Here is a 19,784-nt window from a genome sequence, read left to right on the forward strand (position 1 = left end):
TACGCGATGCATGAGCTTCATTATTCTCCATCAGAACTGAAAGAGTTATATGAAGCACCGAGACATTTTAAGGCGCTGTTGTACGGTTTAATCGGTTACAAGCTGGACATTCTTGAAAAACAAGCGAAGAAAGGGGGAGCGACATCATGGCAAAGCTGACCGCCCGTTTTGAATTGGAAGATCGGGTTTCAAAGAAAATAAGGAAAATCCAAAATGGCTTCAGAGCGCTTGAGAAATACAGGAAAATGACAAAACGCCAAAGTGAAATTGATATACGCAAAGAGAGTAAATCTGTTTTAAGAACAATTGACCGCATCCAGCGCTCTATGAAAAGAAAGCTGGGCGCACAAATGATCTCTATTTCAGCTGAAGACGGAGCCAGTGCCGTCATTCAAAAGGTGCAAGCCCAATTAGCGGGTCTGCCTGCGTCTTTAACCGTTAAAATAGGAGCAAAAGACAGCGCGACAGCGGCATTTGAGAGATTGCGGGATCTGGCTGCCGGTTTTAAAGGATTTACCGTTTCACTGTATGCGTCAGACGAAGTGACTCCTGCCATGGAACGTATCAAACGCTACATGCAATCTGCGTTAAAGAACGGGTACTCTGTCACTATACGCGTCATAGATCACGTCATGAAAACAGTCGGCCGAATTTCAGCGGGGATTGATTCGCTGACGGGGAAAAACAATGTCATTCAATTATCGTTAAACGAAACGGTGACAGCACAGCTGGCTGCAATGCAAAAGAATATGCCGGACGTCGGAAAAGCTTCTGCATCTGCTGCTCCTGCTTCGCCGAAAAATGATTTTTCAATGCTTGACTCCATTGCAGACACCTTCATGAAAAAAGTCAATGACATCGCATCCAAATTTTATCCGGAAACAATCATAGCGGAACTGGATAAATTCGCTGCAAGCTTTATGAAGAAAGCGGACGAAATCGCAAGCAAATTCAGCCCGGCAACGATATTAGCCGAACTGGACAAGTTCACGACCTCATTCATGGGAAAAGTGGACGAGATTGCAAGCAAATTCAGCCCGCAAACGATATTAGCAGAGCTGGACAAGTTCACGACCTCATTCATGGGGAAAGTGGACGAGATTGCGAGCAAATTCAGCCCGGCAACGATATTAGCCGAACTGGACAAGTTCACGACGTCATTCATGGGAAAAGTGGACGAGATTGCAAGCAAATTCAGCCCGGAGACGATATTAGCAGAGCTCGATAAGTTCACGACCTCATTCATGGGGAAAGCGGACGAAATCGCAAGCAAATTCAGCCCGGAGACGATATTAGCAGAGCTGGACAAGTTCACGACCTCATTCATGGGGAAAGCGGATGAAATCGCGAGCAAATTCAGCCCGGCAACGATATTAGCAGAGCTGGACAAGTTCACGACCTCATTCATGGGGAAAGCGGATGAAATTGCGAGCAAATTCAGCCCGGAGACGATATTAGCAGAGCTGGATAAGTTCACGACCTCATTCATGGGAAAAGTGGACGAGATTGCGAGCAAATTCAGCCCGGCAACGATATTAGCCGAACTGGACAAGTTCACGACGTCATTCATGGGGAAAGCGGACGAAATCGCAAGCAAATTCAGCCCGGAGACGATATTAGCAGAGCTGGACAAATTCGCTGATTCGTTTATGAAAAAGGTAGACGGGGTCGTGAGTAAATTCAGTCCGGAAGCCATATTGAAAGTACTGGATAAATTCACTGATTCATTTATGAAAAAGGTTGATGACGTTGTCAGCAAATTCAGTCCGGAGACCATATTGAAAGAGCTGGATCATTTTACTGATTCGTTTATGAAGAAAGTCGACGACGTTGTCGGTAAATTCAGTCCTGATAAGCTAATCGACCGCGCCGAACAATTTGTAAATGACACGATTGACCGAATTTCTGAGAAATTCGATTTTCTCAATCCGGATAAGATTCTGGAAAAAGTGGAGCAGTTTACATCATCACTGTTCGGAGGCATTGATAAAAAGTTCGGCAAGTTCAGCCCTGATGCGATCATCGAAAAAGCCGAGGCATTTGTTGATAAAATTGTCAGCAAGATTGCCAAGAAATTTGAGAAATTCAGCCCGGACAAAATCATCGAAAAAGCCGGGGAATTAATAGAAAAAATATTTTCAGGAATCGCTGAAAAATTAGGCAAACTCAATGTCGGCGGATTATTAGGAGGCGGCACGAAAAAAGAAAAGAGTAAGGGGAGCCTTTCTGCCGGCGGCACCAACAGCCCGAAGCGTCCTGATCTGACAAAGGGTCCGCAGCGCACGGGACCATCACCGAAATCTTCAGGAAGGTCAGCCAAAAAAACCGGCGGGGCTTTGGGGGGCTGCTGCTGCTGTACCGGAGTGACGAGGGGTAAAAGCAGTAAAGTCGAAGGGCGGAATAAATCTTCGAAAAGAGGTTCCTCCGTAAAGGAAAGCAAACAGGCATCCGTAAACACGCCGAAAACAAAAGGGGCAGGTAAAGGCATCGGCGCGCTTTTGAAAGGCTTAGGGAATTCAAAGGCGCTGAAAGGCGGTATGAAAGGGTTAAAAGGTGCCGCTAAAGGAATTCCCGGCATAGGTGAATTGTTATCACTTACTGATTTAGCCGGCATCAATAAAGATAATGCAGGAGAGAAGGTCGGCTCAGCAGGCGGCGGTCTTGCAGGAGCCGCGGCCGGAGCGGCAATCGGCAGCGTTGTTCCCGGAGTGGGCACATTAATCGGCGGCGCGGTAGGCGGCATCGCCGGCAGTCTAGGCGGTTCCAGCTTGGGAGAGGCCTTTGATTCAGGGGCTTTGAAAGACACATGGAATGATATTTCCGAAGCGGCGCAAAGTGCTTGGACAACAATACAAGATACTTGGGGAAGCGTTTCATCCTGGTTCATGGAAAATGTATGGACGCCGGTTTCATCGGCTGTCGTCGGAGTGGCAACAAGCATCTGGTCAAATATCGTGAATGCGTGGACGACGATTCAAGGTGTCTTCAGCACAGTATCCGGCTGGTTTATGAGCACTGTCTGGGAGCCCGTAAAATCGGCTGTCGTCGGAGTAGCGACGTCCATTTGGAGTAAAATCACAGGAGCTTGGGATAAAATTAAATCTGTTTTCAGTACGGTATCCGGCTGGTTCATGGATATTGTCTGGAACCCGGTGAAAAACATGGTGGAAAAAGTCGGAAAAGGAATATCAGACGCTTTCACGACTGCTTTAGATACGGTAAAGGATATATGGAAAGGGTTAAGCGGCTGGTTTGAGAAACATATAAAAGAACCTCTTGTCAAAGTGGGAACAGCCATATCAGATGCTTTTTCTGCAGCATTCGACTGGGTGAAAAAGATTTGGGATAAAACCGGCGGCAAATTGATTTCAGGCGTAATGGACTTCGTCACAGGCGGCGGAGATAAAAAGAAAAAACCGGACAAAAACGCCACGGGCGGCTACATTACAAAGCCGACCATTTCCTGGATCGGTGAAGCCGGAAAAGAATTTGTCATCCCCGTCGACAACAATCGCGGCCGCGGGAAGATGCTGCTTTCACAAGCTGCGTCTAAGCTCGGCATGCGTGTTGTCGATGATATGGGTGCGGCTTCAACTCAATCTTCTGCTGTGCCGGCGGGAGCGGGCGGTGTTTCTTCTTCGGCGTCTGTATCGGCCGCTGCGTCTGTGGATGCTTCCGGATTTGCGGGGACGGCTTCATCACTCGGCAAACAGTTTACTGAAGGCTTTGACAGCGGAATCAGCAATAAAGCGGTGGATATGGACGGCTGGAAAGAGAAAAACATCGGTACGCCGTTTAACGCCCTTATTTCGTCTTCGCCCGATTACGGAAAGCAAGTCGCTGCGGGCTATGCCAAAGGTCAGAATACGTCACAGACGGGCACTGATTCGTTTTTAAAAACAAAGGTGAAAACACCTTATCAATCGGCGGTTAATCAATCGTCATCATGGGGCGCCGCCACAGTGAAAGGTTATTCGGCCGGACAGAATGCAAAAGATACGGGAACGTCGCAATACGTAAGCACACATATCAATAAACCGTTTGTTCAATCAAGAGATTCCGCGAACGGCTGGGGGTCAGGCCTGATCGGACACTTCGTATCAGGAATGACTGCAAAAGGAAGCGAAGTCAAACAGGCGGCCAAAGATATGGCCAAAAAAGTCGAGGACGCATTCAGGGAAGAGCTTGATATTCACTCTCCTTCCCGTGTCATGATGAGTCTCGGACGCTTTGCCTCAGTCGGCGTCGTCAAAGGTCTCAGCTCAGTTGACGTGAAAAAATACGCCGAAAAACAGGCAGGCTCGCTTGCAGCGGCCTTTTCCGGCATGGGTGCAGCGGGAGGAAGCGTCAAAGAATGGCTTTTGGCCGCAATGAAAGCAACCAATACGCCGATCAGCTGGCTTCCGGGATTAATGACGATCGCACAGCATGAGTCAGGCGGCAACCCTAATTCCATTAATCTATGGGACAGCAACGCCAAAGCCGGACACCCGTCACAGGGGCTTATGCAGACGATTCCGAGCACCTTTGAAGATCACAAAGCGCCGGGCATGAATGATATCAGAAATCCAATCCACAACGCCGCTGCCGCTATCGGCTATATTAAAAGCCGATACGGCTCGATCAGCAATGTCCCCGGGATTAAAAGTATGGCTCATGGCGGCCCTTACGTCGGTTATGCCAATGGGGGTCTGATTACCAAGGAGCAGATCGCCCGTGTCGGCGAAGGGAACAAACGGGAGTGGATCATCCCTGAAGAGCGGGGCATCCGCGGCCGTTATCTGCTGCAAAAAGCGGCTCAGGCGCTCGGAATGGAAGTGTCCGATCCGTCCCAGACGGAACCGGCGGCGCTTTCAGCCGGCACGGTATCCGCAGCCGTTAAAGGCGGCGGACAAACCGTTCAAAAAACGGGAACAAAAGAAATTAAAATCGAATTCAGCGGCGATCAGCATTTCCATAACGGACAGGACGCCGACAGCCTCGCCGCCAAAATCAAACAGGCGCTGATTGATGAACTGCAAAAAGACATTTATACCGGAGCAAAGGGGGCCGTTGCTTTTGACTAAATCTGTTTACGAATTTTGGCTGTCTCAGGGGAAGGACAAGCTCCGGCTTCCCGTTCTCCCTGAAGCGATTGATATCGCAAACAGCGTGCAGAATGATTCCGTGAAAGTCACCGGACTTGGAGAGGTGACGTTTATCGAAGAACCGGGAGCGAAAGAAATTTCGTTCTCTTCTTTTTTTCCGAAACGGTACAGCCCGATTGCCGAATATCAAAGCATTCCTTCGCCGGAAAAAGCCATTTCAGCCATTGAAACATGGATGAAAGCGAAAAAACCCGTTCAGTTTTTGATTACAGGGACAAAAATCAATGTCACATGCAGTATTGAAAGCTTTAATTACAGCGAAGGTGACAATGAAATCGGCGACCGGAATTTTGATATCGTACTGAAAGAATATAAAACCGCTTCGCCAAGAAAAATCAAACAAAAGAAAAAAACGAAAGCGAAGCGCCCGTCCAAAGCTTCACCCAAAACATATACCGTCAAAAAAGGGGATACGCTTTGGGACATCGCCGGTAAGTTTTACGGAAAACACACAGAGTGGCGGAAAATCTGGAACGCGAATAAAACCGCCATGATTAAGCGCAGCAAACGGAATATCCGGCAGCCGGGGCATTGGATCTTCCCGGGGCAGAAGCTGAAGATACCGCAATGAAACGGGTGAAAAGATGATTGAACTATTTGTCATAAAAGAAACGGAGTGGCTCGAGCTTGTCACAGAAAGCGTAACGCTGGAAGGACACAGATATCAGGCGCCCCGCTCCATCGAAGCGACGATTGTCGTAAAGCAGGGCAGCCAGACGTATTACGGCGTATCAGAAGGGGATACGGTTTTGTTCAAATGGAACGGAAAAGAGCTGTTCCGCGGCATTGTTTTTGCAAGAACGCCCGATGAGCATACCGTCGCCTTCACCGCATACGATATGCTCCAATACCTTGTGAAAAACCAGGACGTTTACGTGTTTTCCAACAAGCGCGCCGATCAAATATTAAAAAGGATCGCCAGCGATTTTCAAATTCCCGTCACATCCATTGCCAACACAGGCCATACCATTAAATCACTCGTTTTTAAAAATGATACAAGCCTTTACGATATGATGCTAAAAGCGTTAAAGCAGACAAAAAGCCAGACGGGGCGCAATTATCAGCTCTATTCAGAAAAAGGCAGGCTCGGCTTGCGTGAATGGCCGGAGCCGTCTGACATATGGGTGCTGGAAACAGGAGTTAATATTACAGGGTATCAATACAGCACCTCAATTGATGACACCGCAACCCGTGTTGTCATGCGGCTGCAAAAAGACAATAAAACGATAAAGGCTTCCGCCTCAGACAGCGCCGGCATGAAAACATTCGGCGTTTTGCAGTATACCGAAACGGTTTCTGACGACATTAACGAAGCCCAGCTGAAACAGCGCGCAAAAGTGAAGCAGGCTGAGAAAAAAGGCATTAAAAAAGAGCTGAAAAATATACAGGCGATCGGTATTCCTGGGTTGGAAAGCGGATTGCCTGTCTATATTTCAATTCCGGAAATCGGGCTGAAGAAAACCTATTATGTAGATACGGACCGCCATGAATTCCAAGGAACAAAACATACCATGACGATTGACGTCACGGAGAAAAATTCACTTCCGGAGGGGACATCCTGATGAGATTAAGTGATGCCATTAAACATTTAGCCGTCGGAGCGGTTGACGCCGAAGCGCCGGTGGAGCTGATCCCGGCCGAAGTGACCTCCGTTTCGCCGCTCGAGCTGAAACTGAAAGATCACGACAAACTTTTGATTCCGTCTGATGCACTCATTGTGCCGAAGCGGCTGAGATCCGGAGAAGATGATCAGCTCCAGGCGGGAGATCGGGTGATGACCGCCGCTTTAACAGGAGGACAGTCTTTCTTTGTACTGGACAAAATTTAACCGGCATCCGGACGGAGATATACGAGAATATCAGCCTATTAAAGCCGCTTCATCTGCCGAAGAGGGCTTTTTTACATGAACAAATCTAAAAGGAGCGGGTGCAATGGCCCTGACACCGGAAATCGAATTTGAAGATTTGGAGGATGCGAGTGAGGCCGTTGAGACTTCACAAACCTACCGAATTGATTTTGAAAACAACCAAATTACCAATGAACTGATAAACGGACTGGACGCAATCAGACAATTCGTCTATATCGCTCTTCACACAGAACGGTATTCATATTCGGTTTTCAGCCATGATATCGGAAACGAACTTCAGGAAGTGCTTTCAGATCAGAACACGACGGATGCTTATAAAAAAATGGAGATTCCAAGACTGATAGAAGAAGCCTTGCTGTATGATGACCGGATTTTGGCCGTTACCAATTTTGAGATTGAGAAAAAAGATGATGCCTTCATCGTCTCTTTTACCGTTGAAACTGATGAGGGCATGCTTGAGATAGAGGAGGTGCTGGGTGAGGATGTTTGAAGCTCAGACGTTTGACGACATTATGGACAGAATGCTGGCGCGCGTTACGGCGGACATTGATACGAGAGAAGGCAGCGTCATTTACAATGCGCTCGCGCCTGCGGCCGCTGAGCTCGCAAAGTCTTATATTTGGCTGGATACCGTGCTGGAGCTCGTGTTTTCCGATACGGCTCAGGGAGAATTTCTGGACAGGCGTGCTGCTGAAGCGGGAATTGAACGAACACCTGCCACAAAAGCTGTCAGAGCCGGAGAATTCACAGCGGGCATCACCATTCCGCCAGGCTCCCGTTTCTTCGTTGATAACCTGTATTTTCAATATACGGGGGATGGAACGCTTGAATGTGAAACAGCCGGTGAAGCGGGCAATGCCGGCATTTCAGGGCAAAACCTGCTGCCGCTTGATACGATACCCGGGCTTGAGAAAGCAGTCGTGCGCGATATATTGATTCCCGGCCGTGAGGAAGAAGACGACAACAGCTTAAGGGCGCGCTATTTTACCCGTGTCCGCCGGGAAGCAGTCAGCGCAAATAAACAGCATTATAAACAATGGGCCGAAGAGGTTGACGGCGTCGGCAGGGCGAAAATCTTCCCGCTTTGGAACGGAGACGGAACGGTGAAAGTTGTCATCACAAATGCGAATTTGGAACCGGCATCAGATATTCTGATCAAAAAAGTAAAGGATTATATTGATCCGGACGAAGGGCAGGGAGAAGGACAGGCGCCGATCGGAGCGGCAGTAACGGTGGAAAGCGCCGTATGGAAAGAAATCGAAATCTCCGCTTCCGTGCTGCCTGAGCTGAACAGCTCGATCGATGACGTAAAAGCGGAGATTGAAAAAGGCGTCCTGAATTTATTTAAGAAAATGGCCTTCGAAGAAAACACCGTCCGTTTATCACAAATTAACAACATCGTTTATAACTCGGCATCCGTCAGTGACTACGCCGATATCAAAATGAACGGTGCGGCGGAAAACCTCGTGCTCAGTGACGTGGAAATTCCTAAACTCAAAGAGGTGAGAATCCTTGAGCAGACTCGATGAGATGACGGCGTACCTCCCGCCGTTTTTAACCCGATTAAAAGAGATGGCACAACTGCTTGAGGCGGAAGCTCCTGAGTTTGAGCGGCAGAATAACGATATTTTCGATTTGACCGATCAGCTCTTTATCACGACGGCGACATGGGGGCTTGACCGCTGGGAAAAAATATTAAAAATACCGCGGGAATCAGGTGACACGGAGGATATGAGACGGCTCAGGCTGATTTCGAAGATGTCGAATATTCCGCCCATCACCCATCAAGCGATCGAGCAGGCGCTAAACCGTTTTTTAAAACATCCGTCAGCTTATGTTCGGATGTTCCCGGGGCAGTATCGTTTTTATGCCGATATCGGGCTTGATGACCTGCAGCACATGAACGAGCTGATTGAAACGCTTGAAAAAATCAAACCCGCTCATTTGGCGTATACACTGAGAGCCGCATTAAACGAAACACTGGAAATCAAAGACCGGGTCATTCTCAACAATCGGAGATACCGAAAAGTCAGTGAACTGAAGGTCGGTTATTCCGTCACACTCAACAATAACGAGGTGGTCTTACCATGATATCAGCTGCTTACAGACAGCGTGCCGCAGCCGATCTGAAAAACAGGATCACAAAAGTGCTGTTAAACGGCAAAGAAACTCCGATTGCGGACATTTCCGTAAAAGATGCCGCAGTCACCGTTCTCACACGCAGGGAAGAAGACGTCAAACACATTGAAACCGTGCAGATGCTTGACGAAACAGGAAGCGTCATTACAGAACGAAAAACAAATTTAGATCTCAGCAATAACAGAACGCTTGATTTAAGATTTACCTTTGAGGTGGTGTAACGATGGCTTACGAAGAAAAAACAGACTGGCTTCCGGACGATCCGATTAATGAAGATGATGTCAACCGCTGGGAAAAAGGCATAAAAGACGCCCACACGGATCTGGCGGCCCATAAAAACGACATGAACAACCCGCACAAAACGACAAAGGCGCAAATCGGCCTCGGAAACGTGGACAACGTCCAGCAGGCAGCAAAAAAAGATTTCGACCAGCACAATCAAGATCTGGACCGGCATGTGACGAAAGAAGAGCGGGCTGTTTGGAACGGTGCTCAGCTTTCTAAAATCACAAAAGATAATGGCTCCGCTTTTATTAATATCTCTGACGGACAGGATTTTCATCAGACCGCTGCCAGCCAGAATAAGACCTTTACTTTCTCAGCAGCTGCAACTGGAATAAATACCCCGCCTAAACCGTCAGAGGGTATATACCTTTATTCTTCAAAGAATAACGGAGAGGCGGTCGCTTTCTCAGATGACGGGGGATTTTGGAGAAAAACACTGAAAAACGGCATCTGGACGGAATGGATGCCATTTGAAACAGCTGCCGGAGCACAAGCAAAAGTAAATGAGCATGCCGACAAAACAGATCTTCATGTAACCAAATCTGACAAAGACAAATGGAATGCAGGGCAGTTATTCAATCTGACTGACAATGACGGGAATGCTAAAACGGTAACGGAAACAAACTTAGACAATATAAAAACGTCCGGCATCTACTATATATCAGTTCAGCATACGGAAAATAAGCCTGCGGAATACGGACAATTAATTGTCATGCAAAGAACCCGCGGAGCATCACCGACTTTTGTCCAAATGTTTATAGACACAGTGGCCGCCGGAAATCCCATATACGTCCGAAGTTTCAGCACTAAAGGCGTATGGTCGGAATGGAGCCAACAAGAAACAGATTCAGGCTCTCAAGCAAAAGTAGACGCTCACGCCAATAAAAAAGATATTCATGTCACACAGGCGGATAAAGATATGTGGAACGGCGCACAGCTTTCGAAAATAACAAACGATAACGGCGGCTATCTTCTGACAATTGGTGATGATGATAACTTTCTTGAAAAAATCGTTAAAAACGGCAGGGCGTTCGGCACCTTTTATTCAACCGGCAAAGCGGCAAACAGTCCGAGCAACGCTTCAACCCGCGGCATGTTTCATTTTACCTCTCTTGACAGTGAGGGGAAAGGAACGTTTGGGTATGTCCTTGCCGTCGATTATAAAAATAATATGTTCACGAACTATTTGGATTTGAACTTGGGCTGGCAGGGCTGGCGTCGCCTCGTTACCGAACTTGATACTGAGAATGTACCTTGGATAAATGTTCCTTATAAAAATGGGGCTAAATCAGGAGACAGGCCGCTTCAATACCGCAAAGTGGGAAACACCCTTCACCTGAACGGACACGTTCTTACGGACAGAGAAGTGGTGTTCGGGAGTGTGCCGTCCTCTTGTGCGCCGGCCAAAGGCGTTGTGACTATGGTTGCAGCCAGCGGCACCACCGGTTACAGCAAATTTATTATCTATTCTAATGGAGATATGAAGCTGACGGGAATTATGGCCAATATAGAAAATAACGTGAACGGCTATTATATTGACCTTGTTTTGGCACTCACGTAAAGGAGCGAGAATATGAAATTAATATTTCCGTATGACAATGACAACATTTATACAGGCACTCCGGTTGAGCTTTATCCGGATTCTGAGACAGGAGATTATATGATGCCGCCTAACGCTGCGGACTTTCCGCCGGAAATAAACGGCGAAGGCATGTGGCGCCCATTTTTTGATGAAGAGAAACATGAATGGGTGGAAACCGCTGACGAAGCATATAAAGAGAGCTTAAAAAAAGATACGGCTCCCGATTCAAACCAGCTTGCGGGCCTCGGCGGACAGCTGGCGAATGAGAAATTGGCCAGAAAAGCAGCCGAACAAGCGCAGCAGTCACTCGGCAGGCAATTAGCGTCTTTAAAACTGGAACTCTTACACGTAAAAGGAGAATGAAAAAATGAAAAAGCTTAACTTTTGGGTTTACGCCTTGTTTTATGAGTGGGCCTCAACAGAAATGGTAAAACAGGCTATGGGCTATGATGACTGCTCTGCCGAAGATCTGGCTGAAGGTGTGGCCGCGAAGTATGTCACACCTGAGGAATTTCAAGAAATAACGGGTGAAACATACGAAGACTATAAAAATGCTGTGTCATAAGCCAGACGGCTTTTTTTATTTGTCATTTTTAATAAATGAGAAAAGGAGGACGGCCGATGAAAAAGCATCCATTTGAATTTCCCGCCGATCAACTTGGCAGGCCCGGCGCTGTAAAAGCTTATCGCGGTAACAAAAACGATTATGTCACACCGGTTGCTGATTTGTCCGGAATGGCAGAGCTTCTTACCAATACGCCGCTAGAAGCGATTGAAGTTTACAGTCAATTCGGACAAGACCGTTTAGGAGCCGTCTTAATAAACAGAGCACAGGGGTGGGCTTATTCGGACCGCAGCGGAACTCTTTTTATCGAAGAGAGCGAGGATAACAATTCGTGGACAGCTTCACATTCTGTCGCAGTAAAAGGCGGAGTGCTGACCGCTTCGGGGTGGGTCTGCCTGACAAAAAGATATTACCGGTTCCGTTTTGAAAATGGAAATCAAAAACAGTCCGAATTTGTTTTATACCAATCTGTCGGTTCGGGCGGTGATATGGCGTTTTCATATACTGACGTGATTTTTCATGAAAATGCAGCAGAGGCGGGCGTGGGAAGCATCTTCTCAGCGGGCGCTTGGAAAAAACTTCTCGTCGAAATCACCGGCACGGCTGAGTCGGGCCATGTCGCGTTTTGGGGGAGATCCATCTCGGGAAAAAATGTGCCGATCAGAGGAATCAGGTCTGATGACGGGACATCAGCCGCCGGTACGTCAGGCACAGAAGAAGTGTGGTCGTTTGATATTGCCGGCTTTAAGGAAATCGTCATGGAAATCAAGAGCATTTCCGGCGGGAGCCTTTCTGTCAAAGGCACGGCATTTTCTTAAGAATGAAGCTTCCGAAGGGAGGTGAGAACAATGTAAGAGGGGGGAGCGGAAGTGCTTCTGGATGAACAAGCGGTGCAAAAAGAATTCGCAGGCATCAAAGGTGAACAAAAGGTGCTTGAACAGCGGGTAGCCGCATTAGAGCGGGTATCAGACCGGCAGGATCAGCAAATCATGACGCTGAATGAAAAACTGAACAAAATTGACGAAAACACAACATGGATTAAGCGGACCATTACAGGAGCGATCGTGACAGCAATCTGCACGGGCGTCATTGGCGGAGCCATCGCCATCATGTACAATCTGCTGCAAAAGTAAGGGGGAAACCGATATGAAATTCGCGGACAAAGGCACGGTCGTCAGGACGGTGCTTCTTTTGCTTGCTTTATTGAATCAAACTTTGCTGATGTTCGGCAAATCGCCGCTGAATATTCAGGAGGACCAGGTCAGCCAGCTTGCAGATACGCTGTATGCCGCCGGGTCGGCCGTTTTTACAATCATAACGACTGCCGCCGCCTGGTTTAAAAACAATTATGTTACAGCAAAAGGGAAAAAACAGCAGGCTTTATTAAAAATAAACAATTTATCGAAATAGGAGAGATGAGAATATGGTAAAAATCACACAGGATTTTATCCCGGCAGGAAACAATAACCGCCCAGGCTATGCAATGACACCGATTTACATTACGGTGCACAATACAGCCAATACCGCAGTCGGAGCTAACGCCAAAAGTCACGCAAGCTATGTGAAAAATCCCGATACACCGACAAGCTGGCATTTCACAGTCGATGATACGGAAATTTATCAGCATCTTCCGCTGAACGAAAACGGCTGGCATGCCGGTGACGGAAACGGGGACGGCAACCGTAAATCCATCGGTATTGAAATTTGTGAAAACGCAGACGGCAACTTTTCACAGGCCGTGGCAAACGCCCAATGGCTCATCCGCACATTAATGACGTCGCACGGCATCCCGCTTGCGAATGTCGTTGCGCACAAGCATTGGTCAGGAAAGCTTTGTCCGAGAAGACTGCTGGATACATGGGATGAGTTTAAAGCGGGAATCGGTTCTGAGGAAAGACAGACGTATACCGTCCAAAAAGGAGATACGCTGTCGGCGATCGCGCGGAAATTCGGCGTCAGCGTGGCCGATCTGCAGAAATGGAATAACATCGCTGACCCGAACCTGATTAAAGTCGGACAAGTGCTGATCGTCAGCCCGCCGGTTGAAGCACTGTATTCTCTTCCGGACGAGGTGATCAAGCTGACAGAGCCGTACACGTCCGGTGAAAAGGTATACCAGGTGCAAAACGCGCTCGCAGCGCTTTATTTCTATCCTGAAAAAGGAGCTGTCAATAACGGCATTGACGGTATCTACGGTCCGAAAACGGCAGATGCCGTGGCCCGCTTCCAATCTGTAAACGGACTGACGTCTGACGGCGTCTACGGTCCCGCTGTAAAAGCGAAAATTCTGATGCAGCTTTAACAAAAAAGGCTGAGTCCCGTTCACATTGCGGGATTCAGCCTTTTTTCTTTTTCAACCGGTTCAATAGCCCGAGATTCCTCGCCCGCATCCTCAGCGAATAAGCGGAAAGCCCGAAGCGTCCGTAATCCACAAACTTTACACGCCTGACAATTTTCTTCACATCATCACCTGTCGCATCTCTTTGTTGGTTTTATTATATGAAAGATAAGGAAAAAAGGAATAAGGACAAGAGCCGTGTCTCCTGTCCTTAGTGTAATCAAGCTTTTTTTTGTTTATACTTGTCAATCAGCCGCTCGTTTTCTTTGAAAATTCTGGCGGTATGAGGGCTGACCTGGTAACTTGCGATACTTGTCATTGAACGTTTTTTAAACATTTTGAACGGTTTCGCTCTTTGTTCCGGCTGCCCGTTTTGAAATGCCTGCTCCATTTAACCGTCACCTTCCTCTTCTATTGGCAGCATTAAATCATAAATGCTCGTTAGCGATGTGAAAAGCAAATAATCGAATTCCGTCAACAGGTTTTCCGACGTGAGTTTGATCACGTAATGGCGGTTCTGGACTGTAAACGGAATAAGCACAAGCCTGCCTTTTTGATCATAGTAGACGTCTTTACGGTTAAGACGGGACTGAACGTCCGCCGCATCAGGCATATGCTCCGTCAAGCGGTCCTTATCCGATTGTGCGGAATAGTCGCACAAGGAAGCCGTGACATTCATTTTTTCTCCATAAGCTGCCAGCAGTCTGCTGATGCCTTCCGCATAAGCTTCTGTACTTCCATAATATACATGGATCGGTTCATTTTTCAACAGATATTGATAGGTTTTCAGTTTTTCAAGATAGGAGTGAAGCATTTCGTTATTTTCTTCTAAAATTTCCCGCGTATCCGTCTCTAATTCATTGCCGGCGAGCTTTTTGATATACGCGCTCAAAAAGATAAACGCATCAATAAGGGCAAAGCAGACGGCAACAATCAAATATTGTCTCCATGCGGCAAAGAGCGATTCGGGATCATATGTCCAATAGACCATGGCGCCTACTACAAATAGTAAATACCACGTTTTACGGATGGCAAACATTTTTTCTTTTACCTTTGCCTCATACCGCCAGGATGCGTACACATATAAAATGAGTGCTGCCGCCATCGTCCACACCATGATCTGAAAAAACAAAAGCATGAGCATCCCTCACAATTCGAAAAATGGTCTGCTATGTTCATTCTATGTCATGACATCATTTTCCTGTCACAAAAAAAACCGCTTCTGTAAAGAAGCGGATGTCATCAGAAAAAGAGATCTAAGATGAAAAAGGCGATGGCGCCGAGTGTACCTGCAATCGGCAGGGTGATGACCCATGTAATGAGCATCCGTTTAGCCGTTCCCCAGTTTACGCCTTTTACGCGGTGGGAAGCGCCCACACCGAGAATGGAAGACGAAATGACGTGCGTCGTGCTGACAGGGAGATGAATAAACGTGGCCCCGAAAATAATGGCTGCGCCGGTTAAGTCGGCAGATACGCCGTTTACCGGACGGATTTTCATAATTTTTCCGCCGACGGTTTTAATGATTTTCCAGCCGCCGATGGATGTGCCGAGACCCATTGCCAGGGCACAAGAGAGCTGCACCCAAAAAGGAATGGCATCACTTTTATGTAAATTGGCCGTCATAAGCGCCATCGTAATGATACCCATCGCTTTTTGCGCGTCGTTCGTTCCGTGTGTATAGGACTGAATGGCAGCCGTCAAAATCTGCACTCTGCGGAAGCGTTTATTTGTTTTCGCCAGATTGCTGTCTTTAAAAATCAGCTTCACGATCGAATATACGATAAAGCCGAGAACAAAGGCGATAATCGGCGATAAAATAAGTGCTTCGATAATCTTAATGAACCCTTTATAATTAAGCGTCGCAAAACCTGACGCTGCAATGGCCGCTCCGGCGATCGCTCCGATAATCGCATGTGAAGAGCTGCTCGGAATGCCGAAATACCATGTGATCAAGTTCCAGGCGATTGCGGCGAGTAGAGCCGCCAGAATGACAACTGACCCGTTGTCTAATGTATAAGGATTCACAATGTCCTTCGTAATGGTTTTCGCCACACCGGTAAATGTCATCGCTCCGAGAAAGTTCATGATGGCGGCCATGACGATTGCGTGCCGCGGCTTCAGCGCTTTTGTCGAAACTGAGGTGGCGATTGCGTTTGCGGTATCGTGAAATCCGTTAATGAAGTCAAATACCAAAGCGCATATGACAATTAATATCGTTAAAAGTAATAGAGTATCCATTATAACCCCTCGTTACGCGTTTTTCATAATAATGGTTTCAAGGTTATTGGCAACGCTTTGGCAAGAGTCGGCAATTTCCTCAAGCGTTTCGTAAATCTCGCGGTACTGAATCACTTTAATCGGATCGGTTTCTGTGCCGAACAGATTTTTTAATGATTTACGGTGCAGGTTATCACAGCTGTGCTCGTATTCCTTAATTTTAATGGCGTGAGGGTGAATGTCCTTCAATCGGTTTTCTGCAAGCAGCTCAATCGTGATTAAAATTTCCTTCGCGCACTCTCTGATGTATCCGCTGAACTTATCGATATGCTCATCTGAAGAAGTGATCGAGAAAATCTCCATCATTGCAGAAAAATGTTCGATTCCGTCAAGCACGTCATCGAGGCTGTTTGTCAGCTCAAGGATGTCTTCACGTTCAATGGGAGTGATAAAAGCTTTGTTCAGCTCTTTAATCATGACATGAACATGATTATCTCCTTTTGTTTCAAACTCTTTTAACGTATCGGCAAATTCCTTTAAAGTCGTCTGGTTCGTCACTTTAAAGTTGACAAAGTATTCTGCGGTTTCGTCTATGTTTTTTGCGATTTCTGTTAAAAGGAGTGAGAACTTATCTTTTTTTCTTTTTATCATTAAAAACCCTCCATTGTTTGAATGAGACAATGCACACATCAAATTATTATATAGCCTTTTGTCGAAAAAAAACAGATAAAGTCGAAAAAAACGCCTCTTGATTTTTTCGTAAAAACGTGTCTCATCCTGTTTTTCTTATGTTACCCACTTCGCCAAAAAAACGTAACATACTTCGAATTCAGACATCTTGCTTAAAAAGTATAACAAAAGATGTGAATTTGCTGTCAACTTTTGCACGTGATTTTGCCAGAAAAAAAACGGCTCCCGTAAAAGGAACCGTTTTTGTCAGTTTTTTCTGCCGTTTTTCAGCCAAAAATAAAGCGGCAGCCCGGCGAGGCCGATCAAGAGGGACAGCGCGCAGCTCAGTGTATCTGTAATGATCGTGCTGATCAGCACAAACAGTGAACCCGCGATGGCCAAAACAGGAATGATCGGATACAAAGGCACGCTGTAGGCGCGCGGTTTTCCTCCGCTTTTTTTTCTGAGGATAAACACGGCGAAAAAAGCCATGACGTAAAAAATATAAATCATGAAAATAGAGATTTCAGACAGCTTATCGGGATTGCTGGCGATCATGAAAATAATGGCCAGCGCGATCTGAAATGACACGGCAATCCACGGGGTGCGGAATGTCGGATGCACCCGCGAAATCTGTCCGGCAAACGGCAGCTGTTTCCGTTCCGCCATCGCAAACGAGACACGCGGAAAAGCGAGAATCTTTCCGTTTAAACAGCCGAAGATGCTGACGATGATTCCGACGCTGATCAATTTTCCCCCGATGTCGCCAAACAGCATTCCGGCAGCTGTGCCGGTCGCATTTTCACCGAGTTTGACGATGTCGGTCGCAGGAAGAATGTGCAGCAGCGCAAGGTTAATGAAAAGATAAATGGCGGTGACGACCAAAAGTCCGCCCGTCATCGCTCTCGGGAGCAGCTTTTCCGGATTTTTCATTTCGCCGCCGAGTGCCGCAAGCAGAATCCATCCGTCATAAGCAAACAAGGTGGCCAGTATGGCAGCGCCGAAATTCATTTCCGACATGCTGCTTGTGACGGCTGTGAAAATATGCTGATCGCCTTTCCAAAGGCCGAACACGATCATGCAGATAATCGGAATCAATTTGCCGACAGTCGTAATTCCCTGTACGATGCCGCCATATTTCGTTCCGATAATGTTAATGATGCTTAAAAACAAAACGGCTGAAATCCCGATCAATTTAGACCAGCCGGAATCCCAGCTGAACAGATGGGCCATCAAGGAGCCGAAATACAAGCCGATTGCTCCGATAATGGCGGGGCCGTAAATGATAATTTGAACCCATCCGCACAAAAAGCCCCAAAATTCGCCGTACACTTCTTCGAGATATGTATAAAGTCCGCCCGTTTTCGGAATCTGAGTGCCGATTTCCGCAACGGTCAAGCCGCCGGCAAGCGTCAAAATGCCTCCTAACAGCCACGCGATAAGCGCGGTTTTCGCATCACCGGAGTAGGCAAGCACGGCGCCTGGTTTCATAAATACGCCGGAACCGATGATGGTGCCGATAACAAGTGAGAGGGCGATGGTAAGGCCGATCTCTTTTTTAAGTCCGTTCTCTTCAATCTGCATATCCTTTCCCTCCAGATGTAAAATCGTCATGCTGAAAAAACTATTTTCCATATTGTAAACCCTAATTGCTGAAACACGAATAAAATAAATTTTCTGATTTTGGTGTTTTGCCTAAAAGAGAGAGGTTTCTGCTTTTGAGAAGGAAAAAATTCGGTTTTAAAAGCGAACATTAATGGTTTTTTAATTTCAAAAGTTCGTTATTTTGAGAGCGGCAGTCTGCAGACCGTCTGTGAAGCAGATGGGTTGACTTTACGATCCGGATAACATAAATTGTATATATAAAATATCTCGAAATCGAGATAATTGACTGGAGGATAATATAATGAAAGTTAATGGAATACACCATGTATCAGCATTGACGGCTGATGCGCAGAAAAATTTAGATTTTTATCGAAATATCCTGGGGCTGAAGCTTGTGAAAAAATCGGTAAACCAGGATGAACCGACGATGTATCACTTATTTTACGGTGATGAATCAGCCAATCCGGGATCGGAATTGACGTTTTTCGAGATTCCGCGGATCGCGCCGTTCCATGCGGGGACAAACAGTATTTCTTCAATCGGCCTGCGTGTTCCGGATGCACAAGCGCTTCAATATTGGAAAAAACGATTTGAAGAGCATCAGGTCTCTCACAGTGAGATCGTGAAAATAGCGGGCAGGGACACACTCGCTTTTCAGGATCATGAAGGACAGCGGCTTGTGCTGACAGCTGACGAAAAAGGAAAAGACATCGGTGAAGCGGTGAAGCAAAGCGGCATACCGGAAGAATATTCTTTCCGCGGTCTTGGTCCCGTTGAATTAACCGTCCCGTACGCAGAACCGACGCTGCGTGTGTTAACCGATGTGCTGGGCTTCACTGAAATCGGGAAAGAAACACATGAAGACCGGGGCACGGTTACGGTGCTCGAATCCGGAAACGGTGGCGCGCGTACAGAAGTCCATCTCATTGAAAGAAACGATCTTCTGCGCGAGCGTCCTGGAAAAGGCAGCGTGCACCATGTGGCCTTCCGTGTTCAGAATGAGGAGGAGCTTGCTTTATGGCACCGCATCATTACGAAAGAAGGTTTCAGCAACTCAGGCATTGTAGAGCGTTATTATTTCAAAGCGCTGTACTTCCGGGAACCGAATGGAATTCTGTTTGAATTGTCAACGGACGGTCCGGGATTTATGGTTGATGAAAAACCTGAAGAGCTAGGCAAAACGGTTGCGCTCCCGCCTTATCTCGAACACCGCCGTTCTGAAATAGAAGCGCGGCTGAAACCGATTCAGTAAATCAGAAATAATGAAAGATGCCTTCCGGCTTGACGGGGGCATCTTTTTTTTGCTTTTTTACCCGTTTTGTCATTCTTTTTACCTATTTGTAAACGGCAAAATAATTGTCTTTGTT

At 46.9% G+C, this 19,784-nt stretch carries 23 protein-coding genes; 17 read left to right on the forward strand and 6 right to left on the reverse strand.

Annotated features, from left to right (window positions below; translation table 11 throughout):
• Window positions 1–6: 6 nt before the first annotated feature.
• The 16 genes from ACWJJ4_RS11495 (at window position 7) to ACWJJ4_RS11570 (ending at window position 13,887) form a co-directional block, all read left to right on the forward strand.
• Window positions 7–159, forward strand: coding sequence for a hypothetical protein (locus ACWJJ4_RS11495; protein ID WP_015239684.1), 153 nt, complete (start codon window positions 7–9; stop codon window positions 157–159).
• Window positions 147–5,066 (forward strand): transglycosylase SLT domain-containing protein, encoded by a 4,920-nt coding sequence (locus ACWJJ4_RS11500; RefSeq protein WP_454021662.1) that lies wholly within the window; start codon window positions 147–149, stop codon window positions 5,064–5,066. The genes ACWJJ4_RS11495 and ACWJJ4_RS11500 overlap by 13 nt, the downstream gene beginning before the upstream one ends.
• Window positions 5,059–5,718 carry a LysM peptidoglycan-binding domain-containing protein gene (locus ACWJJ4_RS11505; RefSeq protein WP_198863656.1) on the forward strand — a complete coding sequence of 220 codons (660 nt, stop codon included), beginning with the start codon at window positions 5,059–5,061 and terminating at the stop codon, window positions 5,716–5,718. The genes ACWJJ4_RS11500 and ACWJJ4_RS11505 overlap by 8 nt, the downstream gene beginning before the upstream one ends.
• A 13-nt stretch (window positions 5,719–5,731) precedes the next feature.
• Complete coding sequence (locus tag ACWJJ4_RS11510; RefSeq protein WP_039251762.1) at window positions 5,732–6,709, forward strand: XkdQ/YqbQ family protein; 978 nt, start codon at window positions 5,732–5,734, stop codon at window positions 6,707–6,709.
• The gene (locus tag ACWJJ4_RS11515; protein ID WP_070081678.1) at window positions 6,709–6,975 is read left to right on the forward strand and encodes a DUF2577 family protein; all 267 of its coding nucleotides are present in this window, start codon (window positions 6,709–6,711) and stop codon (window positions 6,973–6,975) included. Before ACWJJ4_RS11510 ends, ACWJJ4_RS11515 begins: the two co-directional genes overlap by 1 nt.
• A gap of 103 nt (window positions 6,976–7,078) precedes the next feature.
• On the forward strand, window positions 7,079–7,504 hold the full coding sequence (locus ACWJJ4_RS11520; protein ID WP_454021663.1) for a DUF2634 domain-containing protein: 426 nt from the start codon (window positions 7,079–7,081) through the stop codon (window positions 7,502–7,504).
• A complete protein-coding gene (locus tag ACWJJ4_RS11525) occupies window positions 7,497–8,543 on the forward strand; it encodes a baseplate J/gp47 family protein (protein WP_070081679.1) in 1,047 nt (348 codons plus the stop codon). Before ACWJJ4_RS11520 ends, ACWJJ4_RS11525 begins: the two co-directional genes overlap by 8 nt.
• Window positions 8,527–9,105, forward strand: coding sequence for a YmfQ family protein (locus tag ACWJJ4_RS11530; protein WP_007407262.1), 579 nt, complete (start codon window positions 8,527–8,529; stop codon window positions 9,103–9,105). Before ACWJJ4_RS11525 ends, ACWJJ4_RS11530 begins: the two co-directional genes overlap by 17 nt.
• Window positions 9,102–9,374: a hypothetical protein gene (locus tag ACWJJ4_RS11535; RefSeq protein ID WP_003154822.1), complete on the forward strand. Its 273-nt coding sequence runs from the start codon at window positions 9,102–9,104 to the stop codon at window positions 9,372–9,374. The genes ACWJJ4_RS11530 and ACWJJ4_RS11535 overlap by 4 nt, the downstream gene beginning before the upstream one ends.
• 2 nt (window positions 9,375–9,376) lie before the next feature.
• On the forward strand, window positions 9,377–10,999 hold the full coding sequence (locus tag ACWJJ4_RS11540) for a pyocin knob domain-containing protein (RefSeq protein WP_146276585.1): 1,623 nt from the start codon (window positions 9,377–9,379) through the stop codon (window positions 10,997–10,999).
• Window positions 11,000–11,011: 12 nt separating this feature from the next.
• Window positions 11,012–11,383, forward strand: a complete 372-nt coding sequence (locus tag ACWJJ4_RS11545; protein WP_070081681.1) for an XkdW family protein — start codon at window positions 11,012–11,014, stop codon at window positions 11,381–11,383.
• 4 nt (window positions 11,384–11,387) lie between these two features.
• Window positions 11,388–11,585, forward strand: a complete 198-nt coding sequence (locus ACWJJ4_RS11550; RefSeq protein WP_071391956.1) for an XkdX family protein — start codon at window positions 11,388–11,390, stop codon at window positions 11,583–11,585.
• Between the two features lie 56 nt (window positions 11,586–11,641).
• Window positions 11,642–12,403, forward strand: a complete 762-nt coding sequence (locus ACWJJ4_RS11555) for a phage portal protein (RefSeq protein WP_094247020.1) — start codon at window positions 11,642–11,644, stop codon at window positions 12,401–12,403.
• Window positions 12,404–12,454: 51 nt separating this feature from the next.
• Entirely contained in the window at window positions 12,455–12,718 is a 264-nt protein-coding gene (locus ACWJJ4_RS11560; RefSeq protein ID WP_003154815.1) for a hemolysin XhlA family protein, read from the forward strand.
• A gap of 13 nt (window positions 12,719–12,731) precedes the next feature.
• The gene (locus ACWJJ4_RS11565; RefSeq protein ID WP_003154813.1) at window positions 12,732–12,995 is read left to right on the forward strand and encodes a phage holin; all 264 of its coding nucleotides are present in this window, start codon (window positions 12,732–12,734) and stop codon (window positions 12,993–12,995) included.
• 13 nt (window positions 12,996–13,008) lie between these two features.
• Entirely contained in the window at window positions 13,009–13,887 is an 879-nt protein-coding gene (locus ACWJJ4_RS11570) for an N-acetylmuramoyl-L-alanine amidase (protein WP_024085195.1), read from the forward strand.
• A 34-nt stretch (window positions 13,888–13,921) separates the two neighbouring features.
• On the opposite strand, the gene ACWJJ4_RS11575 is transcribed toward ACWJJ4_RS11570, so the two are convergent.
• The 6 genes from ACWJJ4_RS11575 to ACWJJ4_RS11600 form a co-directional block, all read right to left on the reverse strand.
• Window positions 13,922–14,047: a hypothetical protein gene (locus tag ACWJJ4_RS11575; RefSeq protein WP_003154809.1), complete on the reverse strand. Its 126-nt coding sequence runs from the start codon at window positions 14,045–14,047 to the stop codon at window positions 13,922–13,924.
• 96 nt (window positions 14,048–14,143) lie between these two features.
• Window positions 14,144–14,314 carry a type II toxin-antitoxin system SpoIISB family antitoxin gene (locus ACWJJ4_RS11580; protein ID WP_003154807.1) on the reverse strand — a complete coding sequence of 57 codons (171 nt, stop codon included), beginning with the start codon at window positions 14,312–14,314 and terminating at the stop codon, window positions 14,144–14,146.
• The gene (locus ACWJJ4_RS11585; RefSeq protein WP_057079950.1) at window positions 14,315–15,061 is read right to left on the reverse strand and encodes a type II toxin-antitoxin system SpoIISA family toxin; all 747 of its coding nucleotides are present in this window, start codon (window positions 15,059–15,061) and stop codon (window positions 14,315–14,317) included.
• A gap of 104 nt (window positions 15,062–15,165) precedes the next feature.
• Window positions 15,166–16,164 carry an inorganic phosphate transporter gene (locus tag ACWJJ4_RS11590; protein ID WP_003154805.1) on the reverse strand — a complete coding sequence of 333 codons (999 nt, stop codon included), beginning with the start codon at window positions 16,162–16,164 and terminating at the stop codon, window positions 15,166–15,168.
• A gap of 12 nt (window positions 16,165–16,176) precedes the next feature.
• Window positions 16,177–16,794, reverse strand: coding sequence for a DUF47 domain-containing protein (locus ACWJJ4_RS11595; protein ID WP_003154804.1), 618 nt, complete (start codon window positions 16,792–16,794; stop codon window positions 16,177–16,179).
• 285 nt (window positions 16,795–17,079) lie between these two features.
• The gene (locus ACWJJ4_RS11600) at window positions 17,080–18,396 is read right to left on the reverse strand and encodes an APC family permease (protein ID WP_094247018.1); all 1,317 of its coding nucleotides are present in this window, start codon (window positions 18,394–18,396) and stop codon (window positions 17,080–17,082) included.
• A gap of 322 nt (window positions 18,397–18,718) precedes the next feature.
• On the opposite strand from ACWJJ4_RS11600, the gene ACWJJ4_RS11605 reads away from it, so the two are divergent.
• Entirely contained in the window at window positions 18,719–19,669 is a 951-nt protein-coding gene (locus tag ACWJJ4_RS11605; protein WP_454021664.1) for a ring-cleaving dioxygenase, read from the forward strand.
• The last annotated feature ends 115 nt before the right edge of the window (window positions 19,670–19,784 follow it).

It is taken from the genome of Bacillus sp. JK62, from assembly GCF_053663455.1.